The sequence below is a fragment of the Micromonospora psammae genome (assembly GCF_036902725.1).
Classification (GTDB): Bacteria; Actinomycetota; Actinomycetes; order Mycobacteriales; family Micromonosporaceae; genus Micromonospora.
Window position 1 is genome coordinate 67,786 of the sequence record NZ_JBAKHM010000025.1, and the last position, 26,067, is coordinate 93,852.

At 73.2% G+C, this 26,067-nt stretch carries 22 protein-coding genes; 8 read left to right on the top strand and 14 right to left on the bottom strand.

The window, feature by feature from the left end:
• Positions 1–389 precede the first annotated feature (389 nt).
• On the top strand, positions 390–2,300 hold the full coding sequence (locus V6U79_RS24645; RefSeq protein ID WP_334615985.1) for a hypothetical protein: 1,911 nt from the start codon (positions 390–392) through the stop codon (positions 2,298–2,300).
• 87 nt (positions 2,301–2,387) lie between these two features.
• On the opposite strand, the gene pulA is transcribed toward V6U79_RS24645, so the two are convergent.
• From pulA to V6U79_RS24660, 3 genes are all read right to left on the bottom strand, one after another.
• On the bottom strand, positions 2,388–7,886 hold the full coding sequence (pulA, locus tag V6U79_RS24650; RefSeq protein WP_334615986.1) for a pullulanase-type alpha-1,6-glucosidase: 5,499 nt from the start codon (positions 7,884–7,886) through the stop codon (positions 2,388–2,390).
• A 162-nt stretch (positions 7,887–8,048) separates the two neighbouring features.
• On the bottom strand, positions 8,049–8,750 hold the full coding sequence (locus V6U79_RS24655; RefSeq protein ID WP_334615988.1) for a cellulose binding domain-containing protein: 702 nt from the start codon (positions 8,748–8,750) through the stop codon (positions 8,049–8,051).
• A gap of 104 nt (positions 8,751–8,854) precedes the next feature.
• Positions 8,855–9,538 carry a hypothetical protein gene (locus V6U79_RS24660; RefSeq protein WP_334615989.1) on the bottom strand — a complete coding sequence of 228 codons (684 nt, stop codon included), beginning with the start codon at positions 9,536–9,538 and terminating at the stop codon, positions 8,855–8,857.
• Positions 9,539–9,680: 142 nt separating this feature from the next.
• Here V6U79_RS24660 and V6U79_RS24665 point away from each other — a divergent pair, with 142 nt between their 5' ends.
• Entirely contained in the window at positions 9,681–10,238 is a 558-nt protein-coding gene (locus V6U79_RS24665) for a GNAT family N-acetyltransferase (protein ID WP_334615990.1), read from the top strand.
• Here the strand turns inward: V6U79_RS24665 and V6U79_RS24670 are convergent.
• Both V6U79_RS24670 and V6U79_RS24675 read right to left on the bottom strand, forming a co-directional pair.
• Positions 10,222–10,611: a DUF6841 family protein gene (locus tag V6U79_RS24670; protein WP_334527458.1), complete on the bottom strand. Its 390-nt coding sequence runs from the start codon at positions 10,609–10,611 to the stop codon at positions 10,222–10,224. The two genes, V6U79_RS24665 and V6U79_RS24670, sit on opposite strands and share 17 nt — an antisense overlap.
• 37 nt (positions 10,612–10,648) lie before the next feature.
• Positions 10,649–11,311: a hypothetical protein gene (locus V6U79_RS24675; protein WP_334527461.1), complete on the bottom strand. Its 663-nt coding sequence runs from the start codon at positions 11,309–11,311 to the stop codon at positions 10,649–10,651.
• Here V6U79_RS24675 and V6U79_RS24680 point away from each other — a divergent pair.
• Positions 11,310–11,522, top strand: coding sequence for a hypothetical protein (locus V6U79_RS24680; protein WP_334615991.1), 213 nt, complete (start codon positions 11,310–11,312; stop codon positions 11,520–11,522). The two genes, V6U79_RS24675 and V6U79_RS24680, sit on opposite strands and share 2 nt — an antisense overlap.
• Before the next feature lie 10 nt (positions 11,523–11,532).
• Here V6U79_RS24680 and V6U79_RS24685 read toward each other — a convergent pair whose 3' ends face one another.
• Positions 11,533–11,940 carry an ArsC/Spx/MgsR family protein gene (locus V6U79_RS24685; RefSeq protein ID WP_334615992.1) on the bottom strand — a complete coding sequence of 136 codons (408 nt, stop codon included), beginning with the start codon at positions 11,938–11,940 and terminating at the stop codon, positions 11,533–11,535.
• A 441-nt stretch (positions 11,941–12,381) separates the two neighbouring features.
• On the opposite strand from V6U79_RS24685, the gene V6U79_RS24690 reads away from it, so the two are divergent.
• A complete protein-coding gene (locus V6U79_RS24690) occupies positions 12,382–15,243 on the top strand; it encodes an aconitate hydratase (RefSeq protein ID WP_334527470.1) in 2,862 nt (953 codons plus the stop codon).
• Between the two features lie 64 nt (positions 15,244–15,307).
• Here the strand turns inward: V6U79_RS24690 and V6U79_RS24695 are convergent, their stop codons facing one another.
• The 5 genes from V6U79_RS24695 to V6U79_RS24715 form a co-directional block, all read right to left on the bottom strand.
• Positions 15,308–15,910 (bottom strand): GTP-binding protein, encoded by a 603-nt coding sequence (locus V6U79_RS24695; protein WP_334527473.1) that lies wholly within the window; start codon positions 15,908–15,910, stop codon positions 15,308–15,310.
• Entirely contained in the window at positions 15,891–16,277 is a 387-nt protein-coding gene (locus V6U79_RS24700; RefSeq protein WP_334527476.1) for a DUF742 domain-containing protein, read from the bottom strand. The genes V6U79_RS24695 and V6U79_RS24700 overlap by 20 nt, the downstream gene beginning before the upstream one ends.
• 5 nt (positions 16,278–16,282) lie before the next feature.
• Positions 16,283–16,705, bottom strand: a complete 423-nt coding sequence (locus V6U79_RS24705) for a roadblock/LC7 domain-containing protein (protein ID WP_334615994.1) — start codon at positions 16,703–16,705, stop codon at positions 16,283–16,285.
• 74 nt (positions 16,706–16,779) lie between these two features.
• The gene (locus V6U79_RS24710) at positions 16,780–19,242 is read right to left on the bottom strand and encodes a sensor histidine kinase (RefSeq protein WP_334615995.1); all 2,463 of its coding nucleotides are present in this window, start codon (positions 19,240–19,242) and stop codon (positions 16,780–16,782) included.
• Between the two features lie 187 nt (positions 19,243–19,429).
• Positions 19,430–20,350 carry a GNAT family N-acetyltransferase gene (locus tag V6U79_RS24715; RefSeq protein WP_334527485.1) on the bottom strand — a complete coding sequence of 307 codons (921 nt, stop codon included), beginning with the start codon at positions 20,348–20,350 and terminating at the stop codon, positions 19,430–19,432.
• Between the two features lie 84 nt (positions 20,351–20,434).
• On the opposite strand from V6U79_RS24715, the gene V6U79_RS24720 reads away from it, so the two are divergent.
• Positions 20,435–20,683 carry a DUF2630 family protein gene (locus V6U79_RS24720; RefSeq protein ID WP_334527488.1) on the top strand — a complete coding sequence of 83 codons (249 nt, stop codon included), beginning with the start codon at positions 20,435–20,437 and terminating at the stop codon, positions 20,681–20,683.
• A 57-nt stretch (positions 20,684–20,740) separates the two neighbouring features.
• Here the strand turns inward: V6U79_RS24720 and V6U79_RS24725 are convergent, their stop codons facing one another.
• The 3 genes from V6U79_RS24725 to V6U79_RS24735 form a co-directional block, all read right to left on the bottom strand.
• On the bottom strand, positions 20,741–21,676 hold the full coding sequence (locus tag V6U79_RS24725) for a serine protein kinase RIO (RefSeq protein WP_334527491.1): 936 nt from the start codon (positions 21,674–21,676) through the stop codon (positions 20,741–20,743).
• Positions 21,677–21,876: 200 nt separating this feature from the next.
• Entirely contained in the window at positions 21,877–22,521 is a 645-nt protein-coding gene (locus V6U79_RS24730) for an HAD family hydrolase (protein ID WP_334527494.1), read from the bottom strand.
• Between the two features lie 61 nt (positions 22,522–22,582).
• The gene (locus V6U79_RS24735) at positions 22,583–23,470 is read right to left on the bottom strand and encodes a carbon-nitrogen hydrolase family protein (RefSeq protein ID WP_334615996.1); all 888 of its coding nucleotides are present in this window, start codon (positions 23,468–23,470) and stop codon (positions 22,583–22,585) included.
• A gap of 106 nt (positions 23,471–23,576) precedes the next feature.
• On the opposite strand from V6U79_RS24735, the gene V6U79_RS24740 reads away from it, so the two are divergent.
• From V6U79_RS24740 to V6U79_RS24750, 3 genes are all read left to right on the top strand, one after another.
• A complete protein-coding gene (locus V6U79_RS24740; protein WP_334527499.1) occupies positions 23,577–24,149 on the top strand; it encodes a TetR/AcrR family transcriptional regulator in 573 nt (190 codons plus the stop codon).
• Positions 24,150–24,251: 102 nt separating this feature from the next.
• Complete coding sequence (locus tag V6U79_RS24745; protein ID WP_334527502.1) at positions 24,252–25,163, top strand: TIGR04222 domain-containing membrane protein; 912 nt, start codon at positions 24,252–24,254, stop codon at positions 25,161–25,163.
• On the top strand, positions 25,160–25,978 hold the full coding sequence (locus V6U79_RS24750) for an MbnB/TglH/ChrH family RiPP precursor modification enzyme (RefSeq protein ID WP_334615997.1): 819 nt from the start codon (positions 25,160–25,162) through the stop codon (positions 25,976–25,978). Before V6U79_RS24745 ends, V6U79_RS24750 begins: the two co-directional genes overlap by 4 nt.
• The last annotated feature ends 89 nt before the right edge of the window (positions 25,979–26,067 follow it).

Below are 26,067 nucleotides of genomic sequence, written 5' to 3' on the forward strand. Positions count from 1 at the left end.
TCGCAGCGGCAACCGGCCCCCTCCGGCGAGCGGTAGGGGGCCGTTCTGCTCCGCCGCCCGGTCCGGCGGCAGCTTCGCCAGGCCATCGGCGGGCTGCGGCGCTTCCCATCGTTGAGACACCGTTGGCGCGCCCGTCGGCATCCGCGCTGTTCGGCGCCTTCCGCCCTCACCACGGGTCTCCACACGGTTCGTGCCCGGCCCGGCCTGGGCGTCCAGATGCCGCCGTCCGCGCCCGCCCGTACCTAATGCGCGGTTTTCTCGCATACCGGCGTATGGCGAAGAAGATTCCCATACGGTGTTCTTCAGCAGCTACAACCGATTTGTAGCGGAGGTCACCTCGCCAAGGCGAAGCGACCTTTGTCTGATACCAGGAGAGGCGGAAAGCTCAGATGTCCAACTACCTTCGCAAGAGCGATGACCCGACCAGCGAGACGGACTCCCCGTTCCGCCGGCGTCGGATCTGGCTCGCCACCGGCGTTGCCGGCCTCACGGGAGTGGTCGGCCTCGCAGGCGTCGCCTACGCCACCCCCGGGGCCAACGGCGCCCATCGCTTGGCCGAGGTGAACTCGTCGACCGCCCAGCTGGCCAACGATTACGACAAGGACGACGACAAGGACAAGGACGATGACGTTCGAAAGGTGGACTGTGACGACGACGATCTGATCGAGGCCCTCGATCGGGCCAACCGGAACGATGGCGGCACGCTGAAGCTGGCCAAAGACTGCACCTACGAGCTGAACGAGTTCGACAAGAAGTCCGAGGCGGGCCTGCCCACGATCAAGGAACGGATCAAGATCGACGGCAACGGCGCGACGATCGAGCGGGAGGGCAGGGACGGCTTCCGGATCTTCCGGGTCGCCGATGGTGGTGACCTGACCCTGAAGGACCTCGCTGTCAAGAACGGCTCCGCCGATGGCGACCGCAAGGACGACAAGGACCGCAAGGACCGCAAGGACCGCAACGACCACAAGGACCGCAAGGACCGCAACGATTACAACGACCGCGACCGCAAGGACCGCAACGATTACAACGACCGCGACGACCGCGACCGCAAGGACCGCAACGACCGCGACCGCAAGGACCGCGACGACCGCAAGGACCGCAAGGAGCACAAGGGCGACGGCGGTGGCCTCCTGGTCGAGCGAGGTGGCAGGGCACAGCTGAAGGACACCAAGTTCTTCCTGAACAGCGCCGAGGAGAACGGCGGCGCGATCGCCAACTTCGGGCGGCTCGAGGTCAAGAGCAGCACGCTCGAGAACAACCACGCCGGCGACGACGGCGGCGCCATCTTCAACGCCGGCATCCTCAAGGTCGAGGGGTCCCACGACGACAAGGGTGGCGAGTCCCGCATCACCAACAACACCGCCGGCAAGAACGGCGGCGGCGTCGCCAACGGCCACGGCGAGAAGAAGGACGAGAAGAAGGACAAGAAGAAGGACGGCCGCGATCGCTTCGACGACCGCTACGACGACCGCTACGACGACGACCGCAGGGCCGGCACCGTGGAGATCGAAAAGACCTTCATCGAGGACAACTCCGCCAAGAAGAACGGCGGCGGCCTGTTCAGCAACGACGGCTTCGTCGACGTCCACTGGAGCTTCATCAAGAGCAACACCGCTGGCAAGAACGGCGGCGGCATCGCCGCCATCGACACCGTCCTGACGGTCAAGAAGAGCATCATCGAGAAGAACAAGGCCCACAAGGACGGCGGCGGCATCTACAACGTCAGCAGCGACAAGAAGAAGCACGACAGCTACCTGTCCAACAAGGACAAGGACAAGGACAACAACAAGGACGACAAGGACCGGCGCGCCTCGGCCACTGTCACCGACAGCAAGATCCTCGAGAACTTCGCGGGCCGCTTCGGCGGCGGCGTCTTCAACGGCGAACCCGCTGAGAAGAACGACAAGGACTACAACGAGAACGGCCGGGGCTACGGGTCCGACCACAAGGACAAGGACCGCTACGACTCGGACCACAAGGACAACGACCGCTACGACTACGACGACAAGGACAAGGACCGCTACGACGACTTCGCGGCCCGCCTGGCCCTGCGCGACAGCAAGGTCAAGGAAAACTTCGCCGGCAAGAACGGCGGCGGCATCTACAACAACGAAGGTAAGGTCACCCTGACCGACACGAAGGTCAAGGAGAACAAGGCCGACAACGGCGACGAGCACCACAAGATCGCCGGCGGCATCTTCAACAACGACGGCAAGGTCGAGCTCGACGACGACTCCACCGTCACCGACAACGACCCCACCAACTGCGCCAAGACCGTCGAAGACTGCTTCAACTGAGCACTCCGGTTCAACTGAGCACTTCAGCGGAGAGTAGAAGGAGTCGGCCCCCTGCCACCTCGTTGGCAGGGGGCCGATTCGTGCGAACTACTGCTGAACGAAGACCGCCACGCTACGCGCCGGCACGGTGAAGGTGCCGCTGCCGCGCTGGAACGAGGCCGTCCGCAGCGCCGGGTCGGCCGATTCGGCCAGCACCGGGTGCAGCGCCACGTCGGCGCCGCGCAGCCCGGTCAGCGTCTGCGTCGCCGTCTCCGGGGTGGCGTTGAAGACGACGGTCACCGACTTCCACCTGCCGTCCAGCCCGCGGGCGTCCAGCGTCATGGTGAGCACGCCCGGCGTCTCCTTCTCCCCCGAGAGCGGGAAGGCGACCCGGCGCTGCACCTGCTCGGCGGTGGCCAGCCCGAAGACCGGCGAGGACCGCCGGATCCGCAGCAGCTCCGCGTACCGGGCGTCGGCCAGGTTGATCGCGGCGCAGTCCGGCACCAGCTTCTCATCGGCCAGCAGCGGCTTCGCGTACGACCACTTGTCCTGGTTGTCCTGGGCCGGCGGGAGGCCGGCACCGAAGCCGTTGCCCTGAACGCAGTCCCAGCGGATCTGGTTGAACCAGTCGCCGGAGTTGTACGAGTTGCGGTCCAGCGACTTCGAGCGCAGCCGCTCCGAGCCGGTGGTGACGAACCCGGCCCCCTGCCCGAGGGCGGTGGTGGCCAGGGCCAGCACCTGCATCCGGGCCCGGTCCGTCGCCGAGGTGCCCTGCGGCAGCTTGTACGCCAGCGCGTCGTACAGGATCTCGTTGTCATGCGCGTCGACGTAGGTGACCGCCTCCCCCGGAGCGGCGGTGTAACCGGCCGGGGAGCCGTTGTAGTCCACCTGGGCCCCGGTGACCTGCCGGCCGGAGGAGTCGGTGAAGCGGTAGCCGCGCAGGTTGCCGGCGAGCCCCACCTTGATCAGGTCGTGGGCGTGCAGCAGCCGGGCCTTCTGGTCGGCAGCCGATCCGTTGACGGTGTCGCCGTTGGGGTCGGTGTACAGGCCGGAGGCGAAGCCCTGCACGCGCGGGTTGGCGTCGAACGGGCCACCGCCCCGCACCGCGTCGCGGAGCCGGTCGTTGAAGGTGCCGACGCCGGTGCCGGCCATGTTGGCCTGGGTGGCCTGCACGAAGCGGGCGTCGTTGGCGACCTCGCCGAAGTTCCAGCCCTCGCCGTACAGCAGGATCTTCTTCCCGTCCACGCCGTCGCGGGCGAGCGTGAGCCGGTCCAGCGCGGCCCGTACGGCCAGGATGTTCGCCTTCGGGTGGTGGCCCATCAGGTCGAACCGGAAGCCGTCCACCTTGTACTGCTTCGCCCAGGTGACCAGGGAGTCGACCACGAGCTTGCCCATCATGGCGTGCTCGGGGGCGGTGTTGGCGCAGCAGGTCGAGTTGGCGACGCTGCCGTCGGCCAGCAACCGGTGGTAGTAGCCGGGCACGATCTGGTCGAGCACCGACTTCGGGTCGGTCCCGGCGGCCGAGGTGTGGTTGTAGACGACGTCCATCACCACTCGCAGGCCGGCGCCGTTGACCCCGGCGACCATCTGCCGGAACTCGGTGGTCCGCTTCGCCCCGGCCGGGTCGACGGCGTAGCCGCCCTCCGGCACGGTGTAGTGCAGCGGGTCGTACCCCCAGTTGTAGCCGTCGGACTCGGCGACCGCCGCGACGCACTTCTGCTGCTCGTCGGAGTCCGGCGGCAGCTTCGCCAGGTCACAGGCGGGCTGCGCCTGGTCGGCCCGCTTCTCGGGGATGGTGGCGAAGTCGAACGCCGGCAGCAGGTGCAGGTGGTTCACCCCGGCGTCGCCGAGCGCCCTCAGGTGCTTCATGCCGGCGGTGGCCGGGTCGGTGAAGGCGAGGTAGGTGCCCCGCCGCTCGGCCGGCACCGTGGCGTCGGCGATCGAGAAGTCCCGCACCGACAGCTCGGAGATCTGCACCTTGGCCGGCGGCACCGCCGCCGGCTTGCGCAGCTTCGCCCAGCCGGCCGGCGCGAGCGACGGGTCGCTCAGGTCGACGATCTGACTGTGCGTCGAGTTCGGCGCGAGGGCCACCGAGTACGGGTCGGTCACCGCCGCGGTGACCACCTTCTGCGCCGCCGGCTGCCACGCCTGCACCTGGTAGCGGTAGTAGCTGCCGGTCCAGGACCGCGCGCCGCGCACCGACCAGACGCCGGTGCGGTCGTCGCGGCTCATCGCCACGGTCCTCGGCTGCGCGGTGGGCGAGTCGAAGAGCTGCAGCGACACCGAACGCGCCGTCGGCGCCCAGACCGCGAGGGTGGGCACCCCGCCGGCGAAGGTCGCGCCGAGCCGGGCGTCGGTGGCCCGCCGGTAGACGTCGTCGAGCACCCCGGGGATCTGCACCCCGGTCGCACCGAGCAGCGCGCCCTCGGCGTCCCGCTCGGTCACCACGAGCTGCCCGCGCAGCGCCGCCGGCACCTTGGCCAGGTCGGCCCGGTCGAGCGTGAAGGTGCGGTGTGACCACAGGTGCGGGAACGCCGCGCGCTGGGCCTCGGTGAGCCCGTTGCGCTGCGCCCGCAGCGGCAGCGAGGTGTACGTCCCGGACAGCTCGCCGTCGGCGATGCTCAGCCCGCCCGCCGGGGCGGCGACCAGGGCGTACTGCTTGCCGTCGGTCGGTCCGACCGGCCAGGCGACGGTGGACCGGTCGATCCAGTGCGCCCGCTGCCTGGTGACCTCCAGGTCCTTGGCGGGGCCGGAGGAGCTGGCCGGCAGCAGCCGGCCCTTGACCCCGCCGAGCAGCCAGACCTCCCGGCCGGCGCTGGCGAAGTCCAGCCGCTGGTCCTCGGGCTGATCCTTCTCGTCGCCGGAGTGGATGATGTAGCTCAGCCCGGTCGCCCCGGCGGCCAGTGGCACCCGGAAGACCGCGCCGTAGGAGTCGATCTTCTCCGGCTTCAGCGGGCTGGCCCAGTCGGTCGGGTTGGCGGCACCGTCCCAGAGGTGCAGGCCCCAGCCGTCGTAGTTCTTGTCGGCCTTGCGCCAGTGGATGACCGCGGTGCCCTCGTCGACGGCCGGGTCGGGCTCGCCGGTGGCGGCCTGCCGGGTCGGGTAGAGGGTCGGGTCGCCCTGCTTGACCCAGACCTCACCGGTCTGCGTCACGTCGATGGTGCGGTCGTTCGCGACGTCCTTGTTCCCGTTGGAGTCGACCACCAGGAAGCCGACCGACTTCGCGCCCGGCTTGAGCTTGACCCAGGCGAACCGGCCGTAGGAGTCCTCACCGGCGAACGGCTGCCCCTTGGGCCACTCGGTGGCGTACGCCGGGTCGATGTCACCCCAGGCGTAGAGGCCCCAGTCGTCGTATCCGCCGGCGGGCCGCTGGTAGTGCACCACCACCCAGTCCCGCGAGGCGCTCTGCGCCGGGGTGCCGACGAGCCCGGTGGACCGGGTGCTGGCGGTGCGCCCCTTGCCGTCCCGGACGACGGCCTTGTACTCGACCTTCGTGCCGCCGGCCAGGCCGGTCAGGTCGTGGTGGACGGTGTACGGCGCGGAGTGCGCACTGCCCAGCAGGGTCCACCTGCCGCCGGGGACCCGGGCGGCGAAGGTGACGGTGGCCAGCGGGTCGCCGGTCACCCGCGCGGTGACGGCGGCCCGGGTGGCGACCGGGGCGTCGCCCGGCCCGGTGAGGGTGATGCCCGGCGCGGCGGTGGCCTGCGGGATGGCCCGGCCGGCCTTCAGGACCACGGCGGACATCGGCGGCACGGTCACGCCGAGCTTGCCGTCCGCCCCGGCGGTCGGGGTGGCCGAGGCGCCGTAGATGCCGGTGAAGGTGGTGCCGGCCGACCAGGTGTCCACGGAGACAGTCTGCGCGGTGGCGGCGTTGTTCACCGCCACCACGTACTCGATCCGGTCGGCCGGGGCGATCCGGGAGAAGGCGAAGACGCCGGGGCCGTCGGCCGCGTACCGGGTGACCTGGACGCCGTCGCGCAGGCCCGGGTGGGCCTGGCGCAGCTCGCCCAGCTCGGCGATGGTGCGGTACAGCGGGTGGGTGGTGTCGTACTGGTCGCTGGCGTGGGTGCGGGTGGTGCCGATCAGGTCGTCGTCGAGGTAGTCCGCCGTCCTGCTGGCGAACATGTCCTGCCGGGCGTCCTTGTCCCCGGCGGGGCCGGTGAAGCCCTGCTCGTCGCCGGAGTAGACGACCGGCTGGCCGCGGGTGAGGAACATCAGCTGGTGGGCGAGCTGGTCGCGGCGCAGCTGGGTGGCGTCGTCCCCGCCGGCGGCGGCGATGAAGGAGCCGATCCGGCCCATGTCGTGGTTGCCGAGGAAGGTGGTCAGCCGGTTGGCGTCGGTGTCCCGGGCGGCGTAGAGGTCGTCGCGGGCGTACACGTCGGCGAGCGCCTTGGCGGATCCGGCCGCGGCGGTGTAGCCGCGGGCGGCCTCCTGGAAGGAGAAGTCGAGGGTGGCCGGCAGGCCGCCGCGCCGCACGTAGGTCGAGGTGACCTCCGGGTCGGCGCTGTAGACCTCGCCGAACATGAAGAAGTCCTTCTTGCCGGCGGCGTCGGCCGCTCGCTTGATGCCCTGGCTGAACTGCGGCCAGAAGTCGAGGTTGACGTGCTTGACGGTGTCGAGCCGGAAGCCGTCGACGCCGGTGTCGGCGATCCAGTCGCCGTAGGCCTTGGTCAGGCCCGCCACCACCTCGGGACGCTCGGTCCACAGGTCGTCGAGGCCGAAGAAGTCGCCGTACTCGCTGTTCTCACCGGCGAAGGTCGAGTCACCACGGTTGTGGTACATCGTCGGGTCGTTCAGCCACGCCGGCACCTTCACCTTGGCGTCCGCCGGGTCGGCGAAGGTGGGGGTGTACGGGCCCGCGTTCGCGTTCACCTTCGGGAAGTCGCGGCTGCCGTCGGCGTAGTTGCGGTCCTCGAACTGGCGCCCCTGCGCGTCGGTGTACGGGGAGGTCTTCTTGTCGATGTAGGCGTACTTGTCCTCGGCGTATCTGATCACGTCGGCGGTGTGGTTGACGATGACGTCGAGGTAGACCTTGATGCCCCGCCGGTGGGCGAGCTCGACCAGCTTCCGCATCTCCTCGTTGGTGCCGAAGTGCGGGTCGACCTGGGTGAAGTCGGTGATCCAGTATCCGTGGTAGCCGGCCGAGACGTCCGTGCCGCTGCCCTGCACCGGACGGTTCTTGAAGATCGGGGCCAGCCAGATGGCCGTGGTGCCGAGGCCCTCGATGTAGTCGAGCTTGTCGATCAGCCCCTTGAGGTCACCGCCGTGGTAAAAGCCCTTGTCCTTCGGGTCCAGGCCGGTGCGGAGCCGGTCGCCGGTGAGGCCGCCGGTGTCGTTGCGCCGGTCGCCGTTGGCGAACCGGTCGGGCAGGACGAAGTAGAACTGCTCGGCCCGGCTGTCGTCGGCGCCGGCGGCGAGCAGCACCTCGGCGGTGGGTTCGGAGCGCCACTGGGCCGCGCCGGTGGCGGCCAGGGGGTCGACGCCGGCGGTCCGTTCGGTCGCGCCGGCACCGAACTGGTTCACGGCGACCGGAACTCCGACGAGGGCGAGGGTGAGGGTGGAGACCAAGGCGAGCAGCGCGGTGCGAGATATCGGCGGGGGTTTCATCGACGGCCTTCCTCTGGTCGCTGATTCGCCCGCACGCTAGCTCTTGCCGAAACATTCTGCAATACCTTGCAAACCGAGTCGCAACAAAGCAGGGATCTTGCGAAACACGGCATCGTCACCGGGAGTACCGGGGGCCGGCCAGACGCGACAGTGGGGTGCGGCTCAGAGCCCGCCGCAGGCCTTGCCGTCCACCGTGCACGACGACGGACGGGTGTTCCCCCCGGTGCGGTCGACGTGGAACCGCAGCGGCACCGACGCGCCGCCGGCCACGTCCGCCCCGCTGGTGTACGTGAAGACCCCGTCGGCCATCCGGGCGCTGCCCTGCGGGGCACCCTCCACCCAGGAGGTGACCACTTCACCGCGGGGCAGCTCCAGCCGCACCGTCCACGGCCGCGCCGATGCGCCGGAGTTGGTCAGCAGCACCTCGCCGATGAAGCCGTCGCCCCAGCTCTCCAGCACCCGGTAGCGCCCGGTCACCGTCACCGTCGCCGACGGTGCGGGTGGCCGGGGCGGCCGCGGCTGGGCGCCGCCACCGCCGGAGGGCGCCGGCGCCGCGGCGGTGGGGGCCGGCGCGGTCGGGGACGGCGCGTCGGAGCGGCGCGGGGAGAGCCCCGGGGTGACCGGGGCGGGCAGGGTGGCCCCGGCCGGCGACGGCGAGGCGGGCGGCAACGGCGGGAGCGGCACGGTGGCGGCCGGCTCACCCGACCCGGCGCCGAGCCCCGTCCGCTGGCCGGCCGACGAGAGCAGCGCGACGATCAGCAGGACCACCATCACGACGACCCCGGTCACCACCACCAACCAGGGCGACGAGGCGAGCACGGTGGGGTGGCCGGATGAGGGTCGAGCGCGACGCGTGCCGGACATGCCCTCCCCCATCGGTCCCGTCCGGAGAGCGTAGCGATCTTCTGCAATGTCGGAAAGTACCGACCCATCACGAAACTGTCCTGACGGTACCGTCGGCGGTCCGCTCAGCTGAGCGTGCAGGCGGCGCCGTTGACCGTGCACTGGCCGGGCCGGTCACCGCCGCCGGAACGGCTGAAGGTCATCGACACCGTCGCGCTCCGCCCCGCCCGGAGCGGGCTCGTGCCGCGGATCACGAACCAGCCGCTGCCCTGGGTGCTCACCGACAACCCCGAGCTGGAGGACGCCTGGATGCCCTTGACGTTGCCGGTGAAGAACAGCTCCACCCGCCAGTCGAGATCGCCCCCGGTCGCGTTGCGCACGCTCAGCTCCGCGCTGAACGAGTCCCGGTCGCTGGAGGTGGCCCGGTAGTCCGCGGTCAACCGGCCGGAACCACCGACGGGAGCGGCCGCGCGGCTGCTCGGCGTCGCACCGGGCCGGCGGGAGCTGGCGCTCGCCGTCGGGGTGGCGGCCCTCGGGCTGGCCGTCCGGGACGGGCCGGCGTCCGCCGGGCGCGGTGGGCGGTCGGCGGGCGGTGTCGCGGACGAGGTCACCGAGGGCAGCCTCGGCAGGTACATCGGTGGGGCGGGATCCGGCGCCGCCTCGTGCTCCCGCCCCCGGAACGAGAGCAGGGCGACCACCAGCAGGGTGGTCAGCAGCACGACACCGAGCAGCACGACGATCCACGGCGTCGACGACAGGATGGCGGGCGCGGATCGCGCCTCCGGCCGTGGTGTCGAACGGTCGGACATGAGCCTCCCTCGGCAGAGCGGACGCGCCAGCCTAGCCACCGCAACCGGCGGATCGCAGCAGGCCCACCCCGTACGGTCCGTACGGGCGGCGGCGGCCGGAAAACGGCTGGCCGGCCGGGACCACATCGCGTGTGATGCCACCATGCCGACACTGACGCCGCCGACCGTACGGGTGCACACCAGCTTCCTCGCCGCGATGGCGGAGTTCCGGGCCGAGGGGCGCGGCGACCGCCAGGACCACACCATGGTGGGCACGGAGATCCGGGCGTACGGCGACAGCTGGCACCGCCCCGAGGTCTTCGCCCGGTTCGTCGCCGAGCTGCGGGCACAGCGCCACGAGGAGACGCCGCGCCCGCCGGGCTGGGTGCCGGACACGACACTGTGGTGGGTGGAGGGCGACGAGTACCTCGGCCGGATCTCCGTCCGGCACCGGCTGACCCCGGCCCTGCGGGAGGTGGGCGGGCACATCGGCTACGACGTGCGGGCCAGCGCCCGCCGGCGGGGGCACGCCACCGCGATGCTGCGGGCGGCGCTGCCGGTCGCGTACCGGCTCGGTATCACCTCGGCGCTGGTCACCTGCGATGTCGACAACGTGGCGTCGCGTCGGGTGATCGAGCGCAACGGCGGCGTCCTGGCCGACGAGCGGCAGGGCCGGCTCCGCTACCGGGTGCCGACCAGCGGACTCACGCCGTCCGGATGACGGTGCAGATGACCGGGCCGTCCTCGGTGGTGCGCAACAGGTAGCGGTAGCGCTCCCCGGGCACGGCCCGGCCCTGGCTGTCCAGGAACTCCCATCGCACGGCCACCATGGTCAGCAGCGCGGAGACCGGCTGGACGTCCTCGATGAGCGCGTGCGCCGCGACCAGTTCCCGCTCCTGGTAGTCGGGCGCGGCGCCGACGAACGACAGCGCGACGGCGGCCATGGTGCTGAACGAGAAGCTGTACGTGTCGGCGACCACCAGCCCGGGCAGGGCGTAGCAGCCGGCGATGGCGGGCACGTCGCCGGTGGTGAGCGCCACGCCGTACCGGTCGAAGAAGTCGGTCAGCGTGTCGAGGTCGGTGGAGGCTCTCACGCCGTGAGTGATTGCCGCCGCCGAGCTCCGGCAAACCTCAGCGCGGCGGGATGCGCACCTCGATCTCGGCGCCGAGCGTGGCGTCGCCGGCCAGGTCGAGGTCGTCACCGCTCCAGAACCGGCCCGGGTCGTACCAGTTCGGACGGCGGCCGGCGGCCAGCAGCCCCATCGCCTCGTAGGTCACCGCCACCACCTCGGCGCAGTACGCCGTCTCCAGCGCCCGGTCGCGCACCGACGCGGCGGTGGAGCCCCGCCGCCCGGGCAGCGGCAGCCGGACCTGCGGCACGCGGCCCCGGGCCCAGCGCCAGGCGAGCTGCGCGGTGGACGGGAAGGGGGTGCCGTCGAGCCGGGCGACGGTGCGCAGCACCGCCTGCTCCATCGTGGCGTCGGCGGGCGGGTCGAGCTGGCGCAGCCAGGCCCGCTGGCCGTACCGGTTGGCCCAGACGCAGACCGCGTCGCGCAGGTCGTGCAGCTGCACGCCGCGCTGGTGGGTGCCGGTCCACATGTCCGGCAGGGAGCGGCCCAGCTCGGCGTGCCACATCAGGGGCGGCATGTCCTCCAGCACCACCGCCATGCCGACGTGGTTGACCGGGCTGTTGGTGGTGAGCTGGATGGCCCGGTCGGGCACGCTGCGGCCGCGGAACACCCACACGTCTCCGGTCCGGGTCAGGTCGACGGCCTCGTCCAGGCTGATGCTCATGAACGACTACCCTAAGCCGATGCGGCAACGGATGCGGTGGTGGAAGGTGCTCGGGTTGGCCGGTCTGGCCGGGGTCGCGGCGTCCGGCGTGGTCATCGCCCGCGCCGAGCGGCGCCGCCGGGCGTACACCCCGGAGGAGATCCGGGACCGGCTGCGCGAGCGGCACGCGCAGGCCGCGGGGCGGCCGAGCCGGGCCGACGACCCGACCTGACCCTACCGCGTCAGGCCCCGGCCGACTCCGCCGCACCGCCCCGGTCGGGGTCCGCGTCGGCCCGCCGGACCGCCTCCGCCAGCACCTCGGGGGTACGACCGACCAGCGCGCTCCCGTCGTCGAGCAGCAGGATCGGGCGCTGGATCAGCGCCGGGTGGGCCACCATCGCCTTGATCCAGCGGGCCTCGGTCGCGTCGTCGCGGGGCCAGTCCGCCAGGCCCAGCGCGACGGCCGCCGGTTCCTGGGTGCGGCAGACGTCCCAGGCGCGGGCGTCGAGGCGGCGCAACACCTCGGTCAGCTCCGCGACGCTCGGCGCCTGCTCCAGGTACGCCCGCAGCCGGTACGGCACCCGGGCGGCGTCCAGGGTGGCGCGGGCGCCGGCGCACTTCGAGCACGCCGGGTTGTGCCAGATCTCCATCCCGCCATGCTGTCAGACCCCCACCTCTGCCACGGTGACCGCCCGGGCCCCGGATCCTCCATTGTCGACGCACGACGGCCACGTCCGCCCGTACGGCGTCCGACCGAGTCGTCCACGTCATCAGCTCGAAAGGACGCGACGGTGACCCTGGTCTCCCCGGGTCCGGCCGGGCGGGGCGCCCCCGACCGGAGGTTCCTGGCGGGCCCGTCCCCACCCGGCGGAGGGTCCTGGCCGCGCTGCCCGCGCCCCGGCCCGGTGTCCGGTTCGGGCGCCCTACGGCTCCGGTGTGCGGAGCGTCCCGAACCGTGACCGGAGGTTGCGTTAATAGCAAGACGGACGTACGGTTTTGTAGACAACGAGAATCGGCGGTAAGTGTCACCTAACCTGGGCGGCGCTCCGGCCGGTGCGACAGACTGCTCAGGACTACTCACGGTCGCTGGTGTGAAGGAGTACGACGTGGCGAGCCTCGACACCTTCGGTGCGAAGACCCAGCTACGCGTCGGAGACGCGAGCTACGAGATTTTCAAGATCGACAAGGTGGAGGGCCACCACCGGCTGCCCTACAGCTTGAAGATCCTGCTGGAGAACCTGCTGCGGACCGAGGACGGCGCGAACATCACCGCCGACCACATCCGGCAGCTCGGCGGCTGGGACCCCACCGCCGACCCGAGCGTGGAGATCCAGTTCACCCCGGCGCGGGTGCTGATGCAGGACTTCACCGGCGTGCCCTGCGTGGTCGACCTGGCCACCATGCGGGAGGCGGTCCGCGAACTCGGCGGCGACGCCGCCAAGGTCAACCCGCTCGCCCCCGCCGAGCTGGTCATCGACCACTCGGTCATCGCCGACCTGTTCGGCCGCGAGGACGCCTTCACCCGCAACGTCGAGCTGGAGTACGAGCGCAACAGGGAGCGCTACCAGTTCCTGCGCTGGGGCCAGACCGCGTTCAACGAGTTCAAGGTCGTCCCGCCGGGCACCGGCATCGTGCATCAGGTCAACATCGAGTACCTGGCCCGCACGATCATGGAGCGCAACGGCCAGGCGTACCCGGACACCGTGGTCGGCACCGACTCGCACACCACCATGGTCAACGGCCTGGGCGTGCTGGGCTGGGGCGTCGGCGGCATCGAGGCCGAGGCCGCCATGCTCGGCCAGCCGGTCAGCATGCTGATCCCCCGGGTCGTCGGCTTCAAGCTCTCCGGCGAGATGCCGGCCGGCACCACCGCCACCGACCTGGTGCTCACCATCACCGAGATGCTGCGCAAGCACGGCGTGGTCGGCAAGTTCGTCGAGTTCTACGGCCCCGGCGTCAGCGCCGTGCCGCTGGCCAACCGCGCCACCATCGGCAACATGTCCCCCGAGTACGGCTCCACCGTCGCGATCTTCCCGATCGACGCCGAGACCATCCGCTACCTGGAGCTGACCGGACGGGACGCCGCGCAGGTCGCGCTCGTCGAGGCGTACGCCAAGGAGCAGGGCCTCTGGCACGACCCGGCGCGCGAGCCGGAGTACTCCGAGCGGCTCGAGCTCGACCTGGGCACCATCGAGCCGTCCCTGGCCGGCCCCAAGCGCCCCCAGGACCGGGTGCCGTTGGGCAGCGCCAAGACCCTGTTCCGCTCCGCCCTCACCGACTACGTGGCCGAAGGCGACCTGGGCGGCGAGAAGGAGAAGGACGTCAAGCCGGGCGTGCCGCGCGAGCGGCTGCCGCGGGGCGTGGGCGGCCCGGCCGACGAGGCCAGCGCCGAGTCCTTCCCGGCCAGCGACCCGCCCGCCAACGACTACAGCGACCCGAACGACGAGCCGCGCGACCTGGCGACCGCCGCGGTGGGTTCCGGCGGGCGGGCCAGCAACCCGGTCCGGGTCACCGGCGACGACGGCGTCGAGTACGAGCTGGACCACGGCGCCGTGGTGATCGCCGCGATCACCTCCTGCACCAACACCTCCAACCCGCAGGTGATGATCGGTGCGGCGCTGCTCGCCCGCAACGCGGTCGACAAGGGCCTGAACCGCAAGCCGTGGGTCAAGACCACCCTGGCGCCGGGCTCCAAGGTCGTCATGGACTACTACGAGCGGGCCGGTCTCACGCCGTACCTGGACAAGCTCGGCTTCAACCTGGTCGGCTACGGCTGCACCACCTGCATCGGCAACTCCGGCCCGCTGCCGGAGGAGGTCTCCGCCGGGGTCAACGAGGGCGACCTCGCCGTCGTCTCGGTGCTGTCGGGCAACCGGAACTTCGAGGGCCGGATCAACCCGGACGTCAAGATGAACTACCTGGCGTCCCCGCCGCTGGTGGTCGCGTACGCGCTCGCCGGCACGATGGACATCGACCTGGCCAACGAGCCGCTCGGCGAGGACAGCGAGGGCAACCCGGTCTTCCTGCGCGACATCTGGCCGAACAGCGCCGAGATCCAGGACGTCATCGCGCAGGCGATCGGCGCCACCGGCTTCAGCGCCGCGTACGCCGACGTCTTCGCCGGCGACGAGCGCTGGCAGTCGCTGCCCACCCCGACCGGCGACACCTTCGCCTGGGCGGACGACTCCACCTACGTCCGCAAGCCCCCGTACTTCGACGGCATGCAGCGGGAGCCGAAGGCCGTCGTCGACATCGCCGGCGCCCGGGTGCTGGCCAAGCTGGGCGACTCGGTCACCACCGACCACATCTCCCCCGCCGGCTCCATCAAGGCCGACTCCCCCGCCGGGAAGTACCTCGCCGAGCACGGCGTGCCGCGCCACGAGTTCAACTCGTACGGCTCGCGCCGGGGCAACCACGAGGTGATGATCCGGGGCACCTTCGCCAACATCCGGCTGCGCAACCAGCTCGTGCCGGGCGTCGAGGGCGGCTTCACGGTCAACCACCTGACCGGCGAGCAGAGCTCGATCTACGACGCCTCCATGGCCTACCAGGAGGCCGGCGTCCCGCTGGTCATCCTGGCCGGCAAGGAGTACGGCTCCGGCTCCTCGCGCGACTGGGCGGCCAAGGGCACCATGCTCCTCGGCGTCAAGGCGGTCATCGCCGAGTCGTACGAGCGGATCCACCGCTCGAACCTGATCGGCATGGGCGTGCTGCCGCTGCAGTTCCCGGTCGACGTGACGGCGGAGTCGCTCGGCCTCACCGGCACGGAGACCTTCTCCATCACCGGCGTGACCGCGCTCAACGACGGCGACACCCCGCGCACGGTGAAGGTCACCACCGACACCGGCGTGGAGTTCGACGCCGTGGTCCGCATCGACACCCCGGGTGAGGCGGACTACTACCGGCACGGCGGCATCCTGCAGTACGTGCTGCGCCGCATGATCGCCAACTGACGTACGACCGCAGAGAGGCCCTTTCCCCACGGGGAAGGGGCCTCTCGCGCTACCGGGGTGGCGGTCAGTCCGCGCGGCGGCGGGTCTCCCGGGTCTTCATGGCGTACTCCAGCAGGGTGACCAGCACGTCGCGGCTCGACTCGCGCTGCCGGGCGTCGCAGAGCAGCACCGGCACGTCCGGGTCCAGGTCCAGCGCCGCCTGCACCTCGTCGAGCCGGTACCGCCGCGCCCCCTCGAAGCAGTTCACCGCCACCACGAACGGCGTGCCCCGCTCCTCGAAGTAGTCGATCGAGGGGAAGCATTCGGCGAGCCGCCGGGTGTCGGCGAGCACCACCGCGCCGACCGCACCGATCGCCAGCTCGTCCCAGACGAACGTGAAACGGTCCTGCCCGGGGGTGCCGAAGAGGTAGAGCACCAGGTCGTCGCTGATGGTGATCCGGCCGAAGTCCATCGCCACCGTGGTGGTGCTCTTGCCCTCCAGCCCGGAGAGGTCGTCGACCCCGATGCCGGTCTCGGTCAGCAGCTCCTCGGTGCGCAGCGGCTTGATCTCGCTGACCGCACCGACCAGCGTCGTCTTGCCCGCACCGAGCCCGCCCGCGACCAGCACCTTGATCGCGGTGGGCAGCGGTGGCGCCCCGGCCGGCCGCTCAGAGTGCGCGTAGTCCATTCAGCACCGCCTCGAAGACACTTGCGTCGGTCACGTCCGCGGTGCCCCGGGGCGGCTGCACCCGGACCAGACCGCGTTCCACCAGATCACCCAGGAGCACCCGGACGGCGCCCACCGGCAGGTCCAGCCGGGCGGCCACCTCCGCCACCGACTGCACCCGTTGGCACAGCGCCACGATCGCGACGTGCTCCGGTCCCACTCCCGGCTGCTGGTCGACGCTGCTGCGGGTCGCCGTCACCAGGGAGATCAGGTCGAAGGTCCCGCCGGCCGGCCGGGCCCGGCCGCGGGTGACCGCGTACGGGCGCACGACCGGGCCGGCGAGGTCGTCGACCCACCGGTCCGGTCCCGATTCACCCCCGCCGACCATGGCCGTTACTTCCCGCCGGCCGGGTGTTCGCCGCCCCGGTCCGGGGCGGTGACGAACGCGCCGACCCGGGTCACCAGCATCGCCATCTCGTACGCGATCAGGCCGACGTCGGCGTCCTCCGTGGCGAGCACGGCGAGGCAGGCGTTGCGGCCGGCCGCCGTGACGAAGAGGAACGAGGACTGCATCTCGATGATGGTCTGCTGTACCTGCCCCCCGCCGAAGCGCTTGCCCGCGCCCCGGGCCAGGCTCTGGATGCCGGCGGCCATCGCCGCGAGGTGTTCGCCGTCGTCCCGGCCCAGCCCCCGCGACGAGGTCATCAGCAGACCGTCGGTGGAGAGCACGACGGCGTGCTCGGCCGCGGGCACCCGGCCGACCAGATCGTCCAGCAACCACGTCAGGTCGGCACTCGAAGCCGTCGTCTGCCCCACTCGTCCTCGTCTCCCCGGCGGTGTCGCCGTGCTCGGTTGCCGTACCCGGGTCGTGGTCACCGCCGCCGCCCCGGTCAGGTCGCCGGTCCGTCCGCGCCGTCCGGTCCGCCGCCGGTCCGGGCGCCGCCCAGCAGCCGGGCCGCCTCGGTCCGGCCGCGCCGGGTGCCCGTCTGGTACGCGCTCATCACCCGGCGTACCTGCTCCGGTGAGCGCGACACCGGTTCGTCGTCGTCGGCCCGCGGCGCGGCCGACTGGCCGCGCAGCTCCGGCGCGACGTTGGCCTGCCGTACCCGGACCGGCAGGCCCGAACCGGTCAGCCGAGTCTCCACAGTAGGCGACGGCGCCGGGTCGGACCGGTCGGCGTCCGCGGGCGTCGCGCCGGCCGGGTCCGCCGGCGTGGTGGACGCCGCAGGGCCGCCGAGGGCCGCGACGTCGACGACGAGGGGTGCCGTGGGCCCGGTGGGCGCGTCCGGTCGGCGCCGGGTCCGGGTTCGGGTCGGCAGCCCGGACGGGGTCGGTGCCGGCGGGGCGCCGCCCGGCGGCAGACCACGCGTGGACACCGGGAGCCCGTCGGCAGTCTCGACGGCCCACGCGGCGGGCGCGGCCCGGTCGGCGGCGTCGTCCGCGCTGGCGGGAGGCGCGCCGGCCGGGCCCGGGTCGTCCGCCACCACCAGGGCGGACGGGATCAGCACCACCGCCGTGGTGCCGCCGTACGGGGACGCGGTCAGCCGGACGCTCACCCCGTGCCGCTCGGTCAGCCGGCTCACCACGTACAGGCCCAGCCGGGAGGCGTCGGAGAAGTTCAGCTCGGACCGGTCGGCGATGCGCCGGTTGGCGGCGGCGAGCTCCTCCTCGCCCATGCCGAGGCCGCGGTCCTCGACCTCGATCGCGAACCCGTTGGCCACCAGTTGCCCGCGCACCTCCACCGAGGTGTGCGGCGGCGAGAACGAGAGGGCGTTCTCGATCAACTCGGCCAGCAGGTGGATGACGTCACCGACCGCCCGGCCGGCCAGCGAGACCGGGCCGAGCGGGAGGACGTCGACCCGGGTGTAGTCCTCGACCTCGGCGACCGCGCCGCGGACCACGTCCACCATCGGGATGTTGCGCCGCCAGACGCGGCCGGGGGTCGCGCCGGAGAGCACGATCAGGTTCTCGGCGTTGCGCCGCATCCGGGTGGCCAGGTGGTCGACCCGGAACAGGTCCTCCAGCTCCTCGGCGTCCTGCTCCCGCCGCTCCATCGCGTCGAGCAGGGTGAGCTGCCGGTGGACCAGGGCCTGGGTACGCCGGGCCAGGCTGAGGAACACCGCACGGACGCTGCGGCGCAGCTCGGCCTGCTCGACGGCGGTGCGGACGGCGGTCTCCTGCACCGTGTTGAACGCGCGGCCCAACTGACCGATCTCGTCGTCACCGAACTCCAGCGGCGGGGCCTCCCGGGCGACGTCCACCCGCTCGCCCTGGCCGAGCCGCTCGACCACCCCGGGCAGCCGCTCCTCCGCCAGCCGCAACGCCGCGTCGCGCAGCCGTTCGAGCTGCCGCACCAGGGTGCGGGCGGTGGTGATCGAGACGACGATCGACGCGACGACCGCGATCAGCCCCAGACCGGCGGCGAGCACCAGCCGGACGATGACGCCCACGGCCACCGGGGTGGCCCGCTCGATCAGCGCGTCACCGGCCGCGGCGCCGAACTCCGCCTGGGCCCGCAACGCCGGACCGACCGCCGCCTGCCACTCCTGCGCGGTCAGCGGGGCCGGCTCGTCGGGGCGGGCCTGTCGCACCACCCGGTCCTCGACGGCCCGGAACCGGAGGTAGTCCTCGGTGGTCACCACCCGGTCGTAGCGGGCCCGGTCGGCGGCGGGCAGCCGCCCGGCCGCGTCCGCGCCGAGGAAGCGCTGGGCGCCGACCAGCCGGGCGAAGCGGGCGTGCTCCTCTGCGGTCATCCGGCCCGCCGCCAGCACGCCACTGACCAGCGCGTCCTGCTGGGACATCAGCTCGCGGACCTGGTAGAGGTCGACCAGGGTGGCGCTGTCGGCGGCGATCCGCGCGTCGTCGAGCCGGCCGAGTGAGTCGTACATCCGCAGCAGCGCGCCGATGACGCCGGTGTACGCGTCGGACGCCGCCGCCCGGTCGAGCCGGCCGGCGCCGACCGCCGCACGGACGCCGTCGAGCGCGTCCAGGCCGGCCAGCACCGCGTCCACCCGGCTGCGGGTGTCGTCGCCGGTGGCGAACTCGGCCTGCCAGCCCCGCACCGAGGCCCGGAAGACCTCGGCCGCGCGGGTGGTCGTCTGCCGCTGCGCGGTCAGGTCGTCGCGCTGCCGCTGCCCGCGCTGCCCGAGGTAGGTCGTGGCGAGGCGCCGCTCGTTCTGGAGCGCGACGACCAGCGGCTCGCCGGGGTCGGCGACGCGGCTGTCCAGCGTCTGCACCCAGAGCAGGTTGAACCCGTCGCGGACCGTCACCCAGGCGGCGAAGGACCAGAGCGCGATCAGGGAGGCCAGCAGGGCGACGATCTTGGTGCGCAGACGTGTGCTGCCGGAACCCATCACACCGCCCCCGGGCCGGATCCTGTCCGCCGGACGCCGGAGCGTCGCGACACACATCGAACCCGGCGCACGCTAGCAGTCCCCGGCGGGCTGGCTCAAGCTTTGTCGATCATGGCGACCCCACCGCCCACAGTGGGTGGTCGGCGGCTCTCACTCCGCTGTGGAGCGACGCGGTGGCACCGGCCGATCAGCGGGTCAGGTCGCGACGGTACCGCCAGTCGGCGCCGACGATGCGGTAGCCGAGCCGCCGGTTGACCGCCAGCATGGCCGTGTTGCCGGCGTCGTTGGCGGTGAGCGCCCGCCGGTGGCCGGCGGCCCGGGCCCGGCGCAGGGACTCGATCTTGACCAGCCGGGCCAGGCCGCGACCGCGGTGTGCGCGGCGGGTGCCGGTCATCCCGGACCGGTACCGGTCCCGGCCGTCGGTCAGGGCGATGCTGAAGGCGACCACCTCGCCGTCCATCGTGGCCAGCGTGGTGAGGCCGCGGTCCAGGTCGGGCCGGTCCCAGTAGGCGGCCACCCAGTCGGGGTAGCTGATGTCGGCCATGACCGCCTCGCCCGGCTCGTCCCGGGAGGCGTCCAGGTCCGCCTGGTAGAGCGGGTGCGGATCGGCCAGCTCGGCCGCGGCGAGCAGGCGGACCCCGGCCGGTGGGGCCGGCGGCGCGGCCAGGTCGGCGTCGACCAGGTCGAGGGCCAGGTAGTCGGTCCGCCGCCCCCGCCGGTAGCCGCGACGCTCGGCGAAGGCGCCGCACGCCGGGTCGTCGGCCACCTTCGCGTACACCGTCCGCGCGCCCAGCCCGGCGAGCCGCCCCTCGGCGGCGGCGAGCAGGGCGGTCCCGGCGCCGCGGCGGCGCCAGTCCGGATGCACGGTCAGGTTGGCGAAGGCCTGGTCCGGCTCGGCGCTCTCGTGCAGCAGGCCGGTCAGCGCCGCGCCGACGATCCGGTCGCCGAGGTCGGCGACCAGCACGCCGAAGCGCTCGGCCGCCGGCGCGCCGGTCAGGTGCCAGCGCAGCCAGCCGACGGTGATCATCTGGTACGGCGCCGCCGCGTCCAGCAGGTCGACGACCGCCGGGACGTCGTCGGGCCGCAGCGGGCGCAGGGTGGGGGTCACGGGTGCGCAACCTACCGTAACGGGGGCCGGTCCGGGGGGTGCGAATCCGGGCGGGGCCGCGCGGCCTGTGCCAGGCTCAGGGGCATGGACGACAAGACCATCCTGAACCGGATCTCCGAACTGGTCGACGAGGAGCACCGGCTCCGGTCGGCGGCGCAGACCAACGAGTCCGGCACCGACGACGAGGCCCGGGAGAAGCTGCGCGCGCTGGAGGAGTCGCTCGACCAGTGCTGGGACCTGCTGCGTCGCCGCCGGGCGGCCCGGCACGCGCACGGCGACCCGGACGCCCAGGGTGAGCGGCCGGTGCCGGCGGTCGAGCGTTACCTCCAGTAGGCGCATCCGGTGAGCCGGGTGTCCCGGGCGGTCGGTGGACCGCCCGGGACACGGTCGTCAGCGGATCCCGGCTTCCCGGAGCAGCAGCTCGGTCAGCGCGGCCGGGTCGGTGTCGGGCGCCGGCAGGCCGCGCGCGGCGAACCAGGCGCCGACCACCCGCACGTCCCGGGCCAGGAACTCGGGGCCCTGCGGGTTGGCCACCACGTCGACCACCTGCGGAAGGTCGATCATGACGAGCCGCCCCGCGTGCACCAGCAGGTTGTACGGCGACAGGTCGCCGTGCGCGTACCCCGCGCGGGCCAGCACCACCAGCGCGTCCACCAACTGGTCCCAGAGCGAGCGCAGCTCCGCCGGCTCGGGGCGCAGCTGGGCCAGCCGGGGCGCGGCGGCCCCCTCGTCGGGGTCGCCGACGAACTCCAGCATCAGCTCGGTGCCGATCAGCTGCACCGGGTAGGGCACCGCGATCCGCCCGGATTCGGCGCCGATCTCCCAGAGCCGGGCCAGGGCGGCGAACTCGGCCGCCGCCCACTGCCCGGCGATCATCTGCCGGCCGAAGGCGGTCCGGCCGGCCATCGCCCGGTTCTCCCGGGAGCGGCGCACCCGGCGCCCTTCGAGGTAGCCGGCGTCGCGGTGGAAGAGCCGGTGCTGGGCGTCCCGGTACCGCTTGACGGCCAGCAGGCAGGACCGGTCGGTGTCGGGCACCGCGCGGCGGACCAGGTGGACGTCCGCCTCCTTGCCGGTCTTGAGCACCCCCAGCTCGGTGTCCCGCGCGGCCAGCTCGGTGACCAGCCAGGCGGGGTGGGGTTCGGGCCCGTGTACGGCCTCGTCCCAGGAGGACCAGCGGTCCTCGGTGTCGGTGACGGGGTCGTCGTCGGGTTCGGCGAGGGCGGGCTCGGCGGCCCGGCCGCGCTTCAGGAACTGTGGTTCGTCGTCGTCGAAGCGGCTCTTGCCGCGGCCACGGCGCGGTGGCGCCGGGAAGTCGTGTTCGCGCACGGAGTCGGTGATCCCTTGATCGAGGCGGGTGAAGGCAGGTGGAACGACCCTGCGAAGACGGCCATGACCGACCCCCTCTCCTCGACGCCGGTAGCGCCCGGCTGCGCACTCGCGCTGACCCATGCTGGCGGGCACCCCGCTCGGCGGTCAACCGAATTACCGGCCCACGCCGTCGTCGACGGGCCGGGCCGGTCCGTTGATCAGGCGCCGAGCACGGTGGCGACGGCGGCGATCAGCGAGTCCACCGTCCGGGTGGGGGCGAACCGGGTGTCCGACCAGTTGCGGCCCCGATGCAGCCAGACGCTGGGCAGGCCCACCGCGGCGGCGCCGCCGATGTCCGCCTCCGGACTGTCCCCGACCACCCACGCCCCCCGCAGCGGCATCCGCGCCCGCTGCGCGGCGAGCGCGAAGATCCTGGGGTTGGGCTTGCTGACCCCGGCCTCCTCGGAGATCACCCAGTCGGCGACGTAGCGGTCCAGCCCGGTGCGCCGGATCTTGGCGTCCTGCTGGCGGACCGAGCCGTTGGTGACCACCACGGGCACCCAGCCGGCGTCGTCGGCGATCCGCAGGGCGCAGGCGACCAGCGGGTCCAGCCGGGTGTTCGCGACCACGCCGTCGTGCAGCTCGTCGACCAGGTCGATGGAGGGGATGCGCAGCCCGTACCGGTCCCGCACGGCGTCCGCGACGTCCCACCGGTCGGTGAGGCCGTCGGCGTCGATGGAGACCAGCCAGTCGACGTCGGACGGCGGCGCGCCGACGCTGTCCAGGAAGCGCTCGGCCCAGGCACGGAACGACCCTGCCCGGTCGAGCAGGGTGTTGTCCAGGTCGAGCAGGAGCAGCGGCACGCGGGCACCTTACGGGAGAGGGATTCGCCGTCGACAGGGCCGAGCGGCCCGCCGACGTCCGTCAGGCCGTCGACACCGTTCGGGGGAGCCCCTGGTCGGCGGGTCGGTCGGCGAGCATGGAGTGCGCCGCGCGGGTGGCCGCCAGCGTCGCCGGGTCGAGCGTGGCGACCAGCACCTCCTCGCCGGAGTCGGCGCCGCGGACCAGCGGGCGTCCCTCCGGGTCGTAGACGGCAGCGCCACCGTTGAACCGCCACGGGTCGGCCCCGCCGACCGCGTTGGCGAAGACCACGTAGATGGTGTTGTCCAGGGCCCGGGCGGCGTAGTAGAGGTCGCGGCGGTGCGCCGACCCGGTCAGGTAGCCGCTCGGGCAGAGGTAGCCGTGGGCGCCGTCGGCCGCCGCGGCGCGGGCGTGCTCGGGGAAGCAGCCGTCGTAGCAGATGCCCAGGCCGAGCCGCCAGCCGTCGACGCGGAGCGTGGCGCCGCGCGTACCGGGGTCGAACAGCTCCCGCTCGCCGCCCCAGAGCTGCTGCTTGTCGTACCCGACTCCGACCGCGCCGGCCGGGTCGACGACCAGGGCGGAGATGGTCCGCCGGCCGTCCGGGTGGCGGACCGCCGCGCCGACCACCACGGTCAGCCGGCCGTCGCGGGCCGCGGCGCGCAGCGGGTCGAGCCGGGGGTCGTCGACGGCGCCGTCGGCACTGGCCGCGACGTCGGTGCCGGCCGGGTCGGCGGCCAGCGTCGGCGGATGGTACGCCGGCAGGAAGAGCTCCGGCAGGACGGCGACGCGGACGTCGTGTCGGGCGGCCCGGCGGACCAGCCGCGCGGCGGTCGCCGCGTTGCCGGGCAGGTCACCGGGGACCGGTTCGGCCTGTACGGCGGCGACGGTCAGCGGTGCGCCGGGCAGGGACGAGGCGGGCGGGGATGCGGAGGCGACCGGGGGCGTCGTCACCCGGCGATCCTAACCGGAGCGCCGCCGGGGGCCGCCGCCCGACAGGAAGATCCCAAGCCGTACGTACGGTTTGCGTAACGGAGGGTCAGCTGACACGATCGACCCCGTGCCCAGAGTAAGTCAGGACCAGCTGGACGCGCGCCGGCAGGAGATCCTCGCCGCCGCGCGGGCCTGTTTCGCCCGGCACGGCTACGAGGGCGCCACCGTGCGCCGCCTGGAGGAGGCGACCCGGCTGTCCCGGGGCGCCATCTTCCACCACTTCCGGGACAAGGACTCGCTCTTCCTGGCCGTGGCCGAGGACGACGCGGCGGCCATGGTGGAGACGGTGGCCCGCAACGGCCTGGTCCAGGTCATGCGGGACCTGCTCGCCGGGGCGGTCTCCCCGGACACCACCGGCTGGCTCGGCAGTCAGCTGGAGGTCTCCCGCCGGCTGCGCACCGACCCGGCCTTCGCCCGGCGCTGGGCCGAGCGCTCCGCGGCCATCGCCGAGGCCACCCGGGACCGGTTGGTCCGCCAGCGGGAGGCGGGCGTGCTCCGCGAGGACGTCCCGATCGACGTGCTGGCCCAGTTCCTGGAGCTGGCGTACGACGGGCTGGTGCTGCACCTGGCGATGGGCCGACCGGCCGGCGACCTCGGGCCGGTGCTGGACCTCGTCGAGGAGGCGGTACGCCGGCGCTGACCGGCGGGAAGTCACGGCTCGGTAACTCGCCGCTCCGCCCGGTCGGGTGATGGCGCGCCGGCTCCACAATGAGCTCCAGTCCTCTCGCGACAGGAGCCGCCGATGATCCCGTTGGTCGCGGCCGGCGACACCTGGGGTGTCCCCGGTCCCCTCTTCCTCCGGCTCTACCTGGTCGCGGCCGTGCTGGCCGTGATCGGCACGGTGCTGCACCGCCGCCGCCTGCTGGCCGGCCCGGACCCGTCCGGCGTGGACCTGCTCGGCCCGCAGCAGGTGGCCTACCTCAACGGCGGCGACCAGTTGGCCGTCTGGACCGCGCTGGGCGGCCTGCGCGCGGCCGGCGCGATCGACGTCCGGCCCGACCGGAGACTGATCGCGGCGGGTCCGCTCCCCACCGGGGTCACCCCGCTGGACCAGGCGGTACGGCACGCGGCGCAACGACCCGTCCACTCCCGCGACCTGACCCGGGACCCCACCGTCGCCCGGGCCCTGACCGAGCTGCGCCAGGGGCTGGAGCAGCGGGGGCTGCTGGTCGACGCCGACGGGCGCCGGGCGTCGCGGCGCGGCCCTCTCCTCCTGGCCGGCCTGCTGGTGTTGGGCCTGCTGCGGCTGGTCGCCGGCCTGTCCAACGGCCGCCCGGTGGGCTGGCTGCTGCTCACCCTGATCGGGCTCGGCGTGGCCCTCGCCCTGCTGGTCCGCACCCCGTGGCGCACCCGCACCGCCGACGCCGGGCTGCGCGGCCTGCGCCGACGCACCGTCCACCTCTCCCCCGCCGCCGCCCCCGCGTACGCCACCTACGGGGCGGCCGGCGCGGCGATGGGGGTGGCTCTCTTCGGCACCGCCTCGCTCTGGGCGCTCGACCCGGGCTTCGCCGAGCAGGCGGAGATCCAGCGGCAGGCTCTGGTCGGCGGCGCCGGCGGCTACAGCTCCGGCGGCGGCTCCTGCGGCGGCGGCTCGTCCTCGGACGGCGGCGGTGGCGGGGGCGGATGCGGCGGGGGCGGCGGGTGCGGCGGATGACCGGACCGCACGGGGTGGGCATCGGCTGGCGGCCGGAGATCGCCGGTTTCGTCGCCGACCTGCCCGGGCTGCGCTTCGTCGAGGTGGTGGCGGAGTCGCTCGCCCCGACCGGCCCGCTCCCGCCCGGCCTGGCGGAGCTGCGCGGGCGCGGCGTCACCGTCGTACCCCACGGGGTGAGGCTGTCACTCGGCGGCGCGGAACCGGTCGACCCGGCCCGGGTGGCGCACCTGGCCGGGGTCGCGGAACTGGTCGGGGCGCCCCTGGTGAGCGAGCACATCGCGTTCGTCCGGGCGGGCGGCCTGGAGGCCGGGCACCTGCTGCCGCTGCCGCGCAGCCGGGCGGCGGTGGCGGCGGTGGTCGCCAACGTACAGCGCGCGCAGGCCGAGCTGCCGGTGCCGCTCGCGCTGGAGCCGATCGCCGCGCTCTTCGACTGGCCCGACGACGAGCTGGACGAGGCGGACTTCCTCACCGCGATCCTCGACGCCACCGGGGCGTCCCTCCTGCTCGACGTCGCCAACGTGTACGCCAACGCCCGCAACCGCGGCGCGGACCCGCTGGCCCTGCTGGACCGGTTGCCGCTGGACCGGGTCGCCTACGCGCACGTCGCCGGGGGCGCCGAGCGGGACGGGCACTACCACGACACGCACACCGACCCGGTGCCGTCGCAGGTGCTCGACCTGCTCCGGGGGGTGTGCGGACGGCACCGGCCGCCGGCGCTGCTGCTGGAACGGGACGGGCGCTGGCCGCCCGCCGCGGCGCTGCGCGCCGAACTCGACGCCCTCGCCGCCGCGTCCGGGTTCCCGGTGGTCACGTGAGCGGGCGGGCCGCCGGTGACGGCGCCGGGCCGGGCGGGGCGGCCGGCGACCTGGCCGCGCGGCAGGCCGCCCTGGTCGCGGCGCTGAAG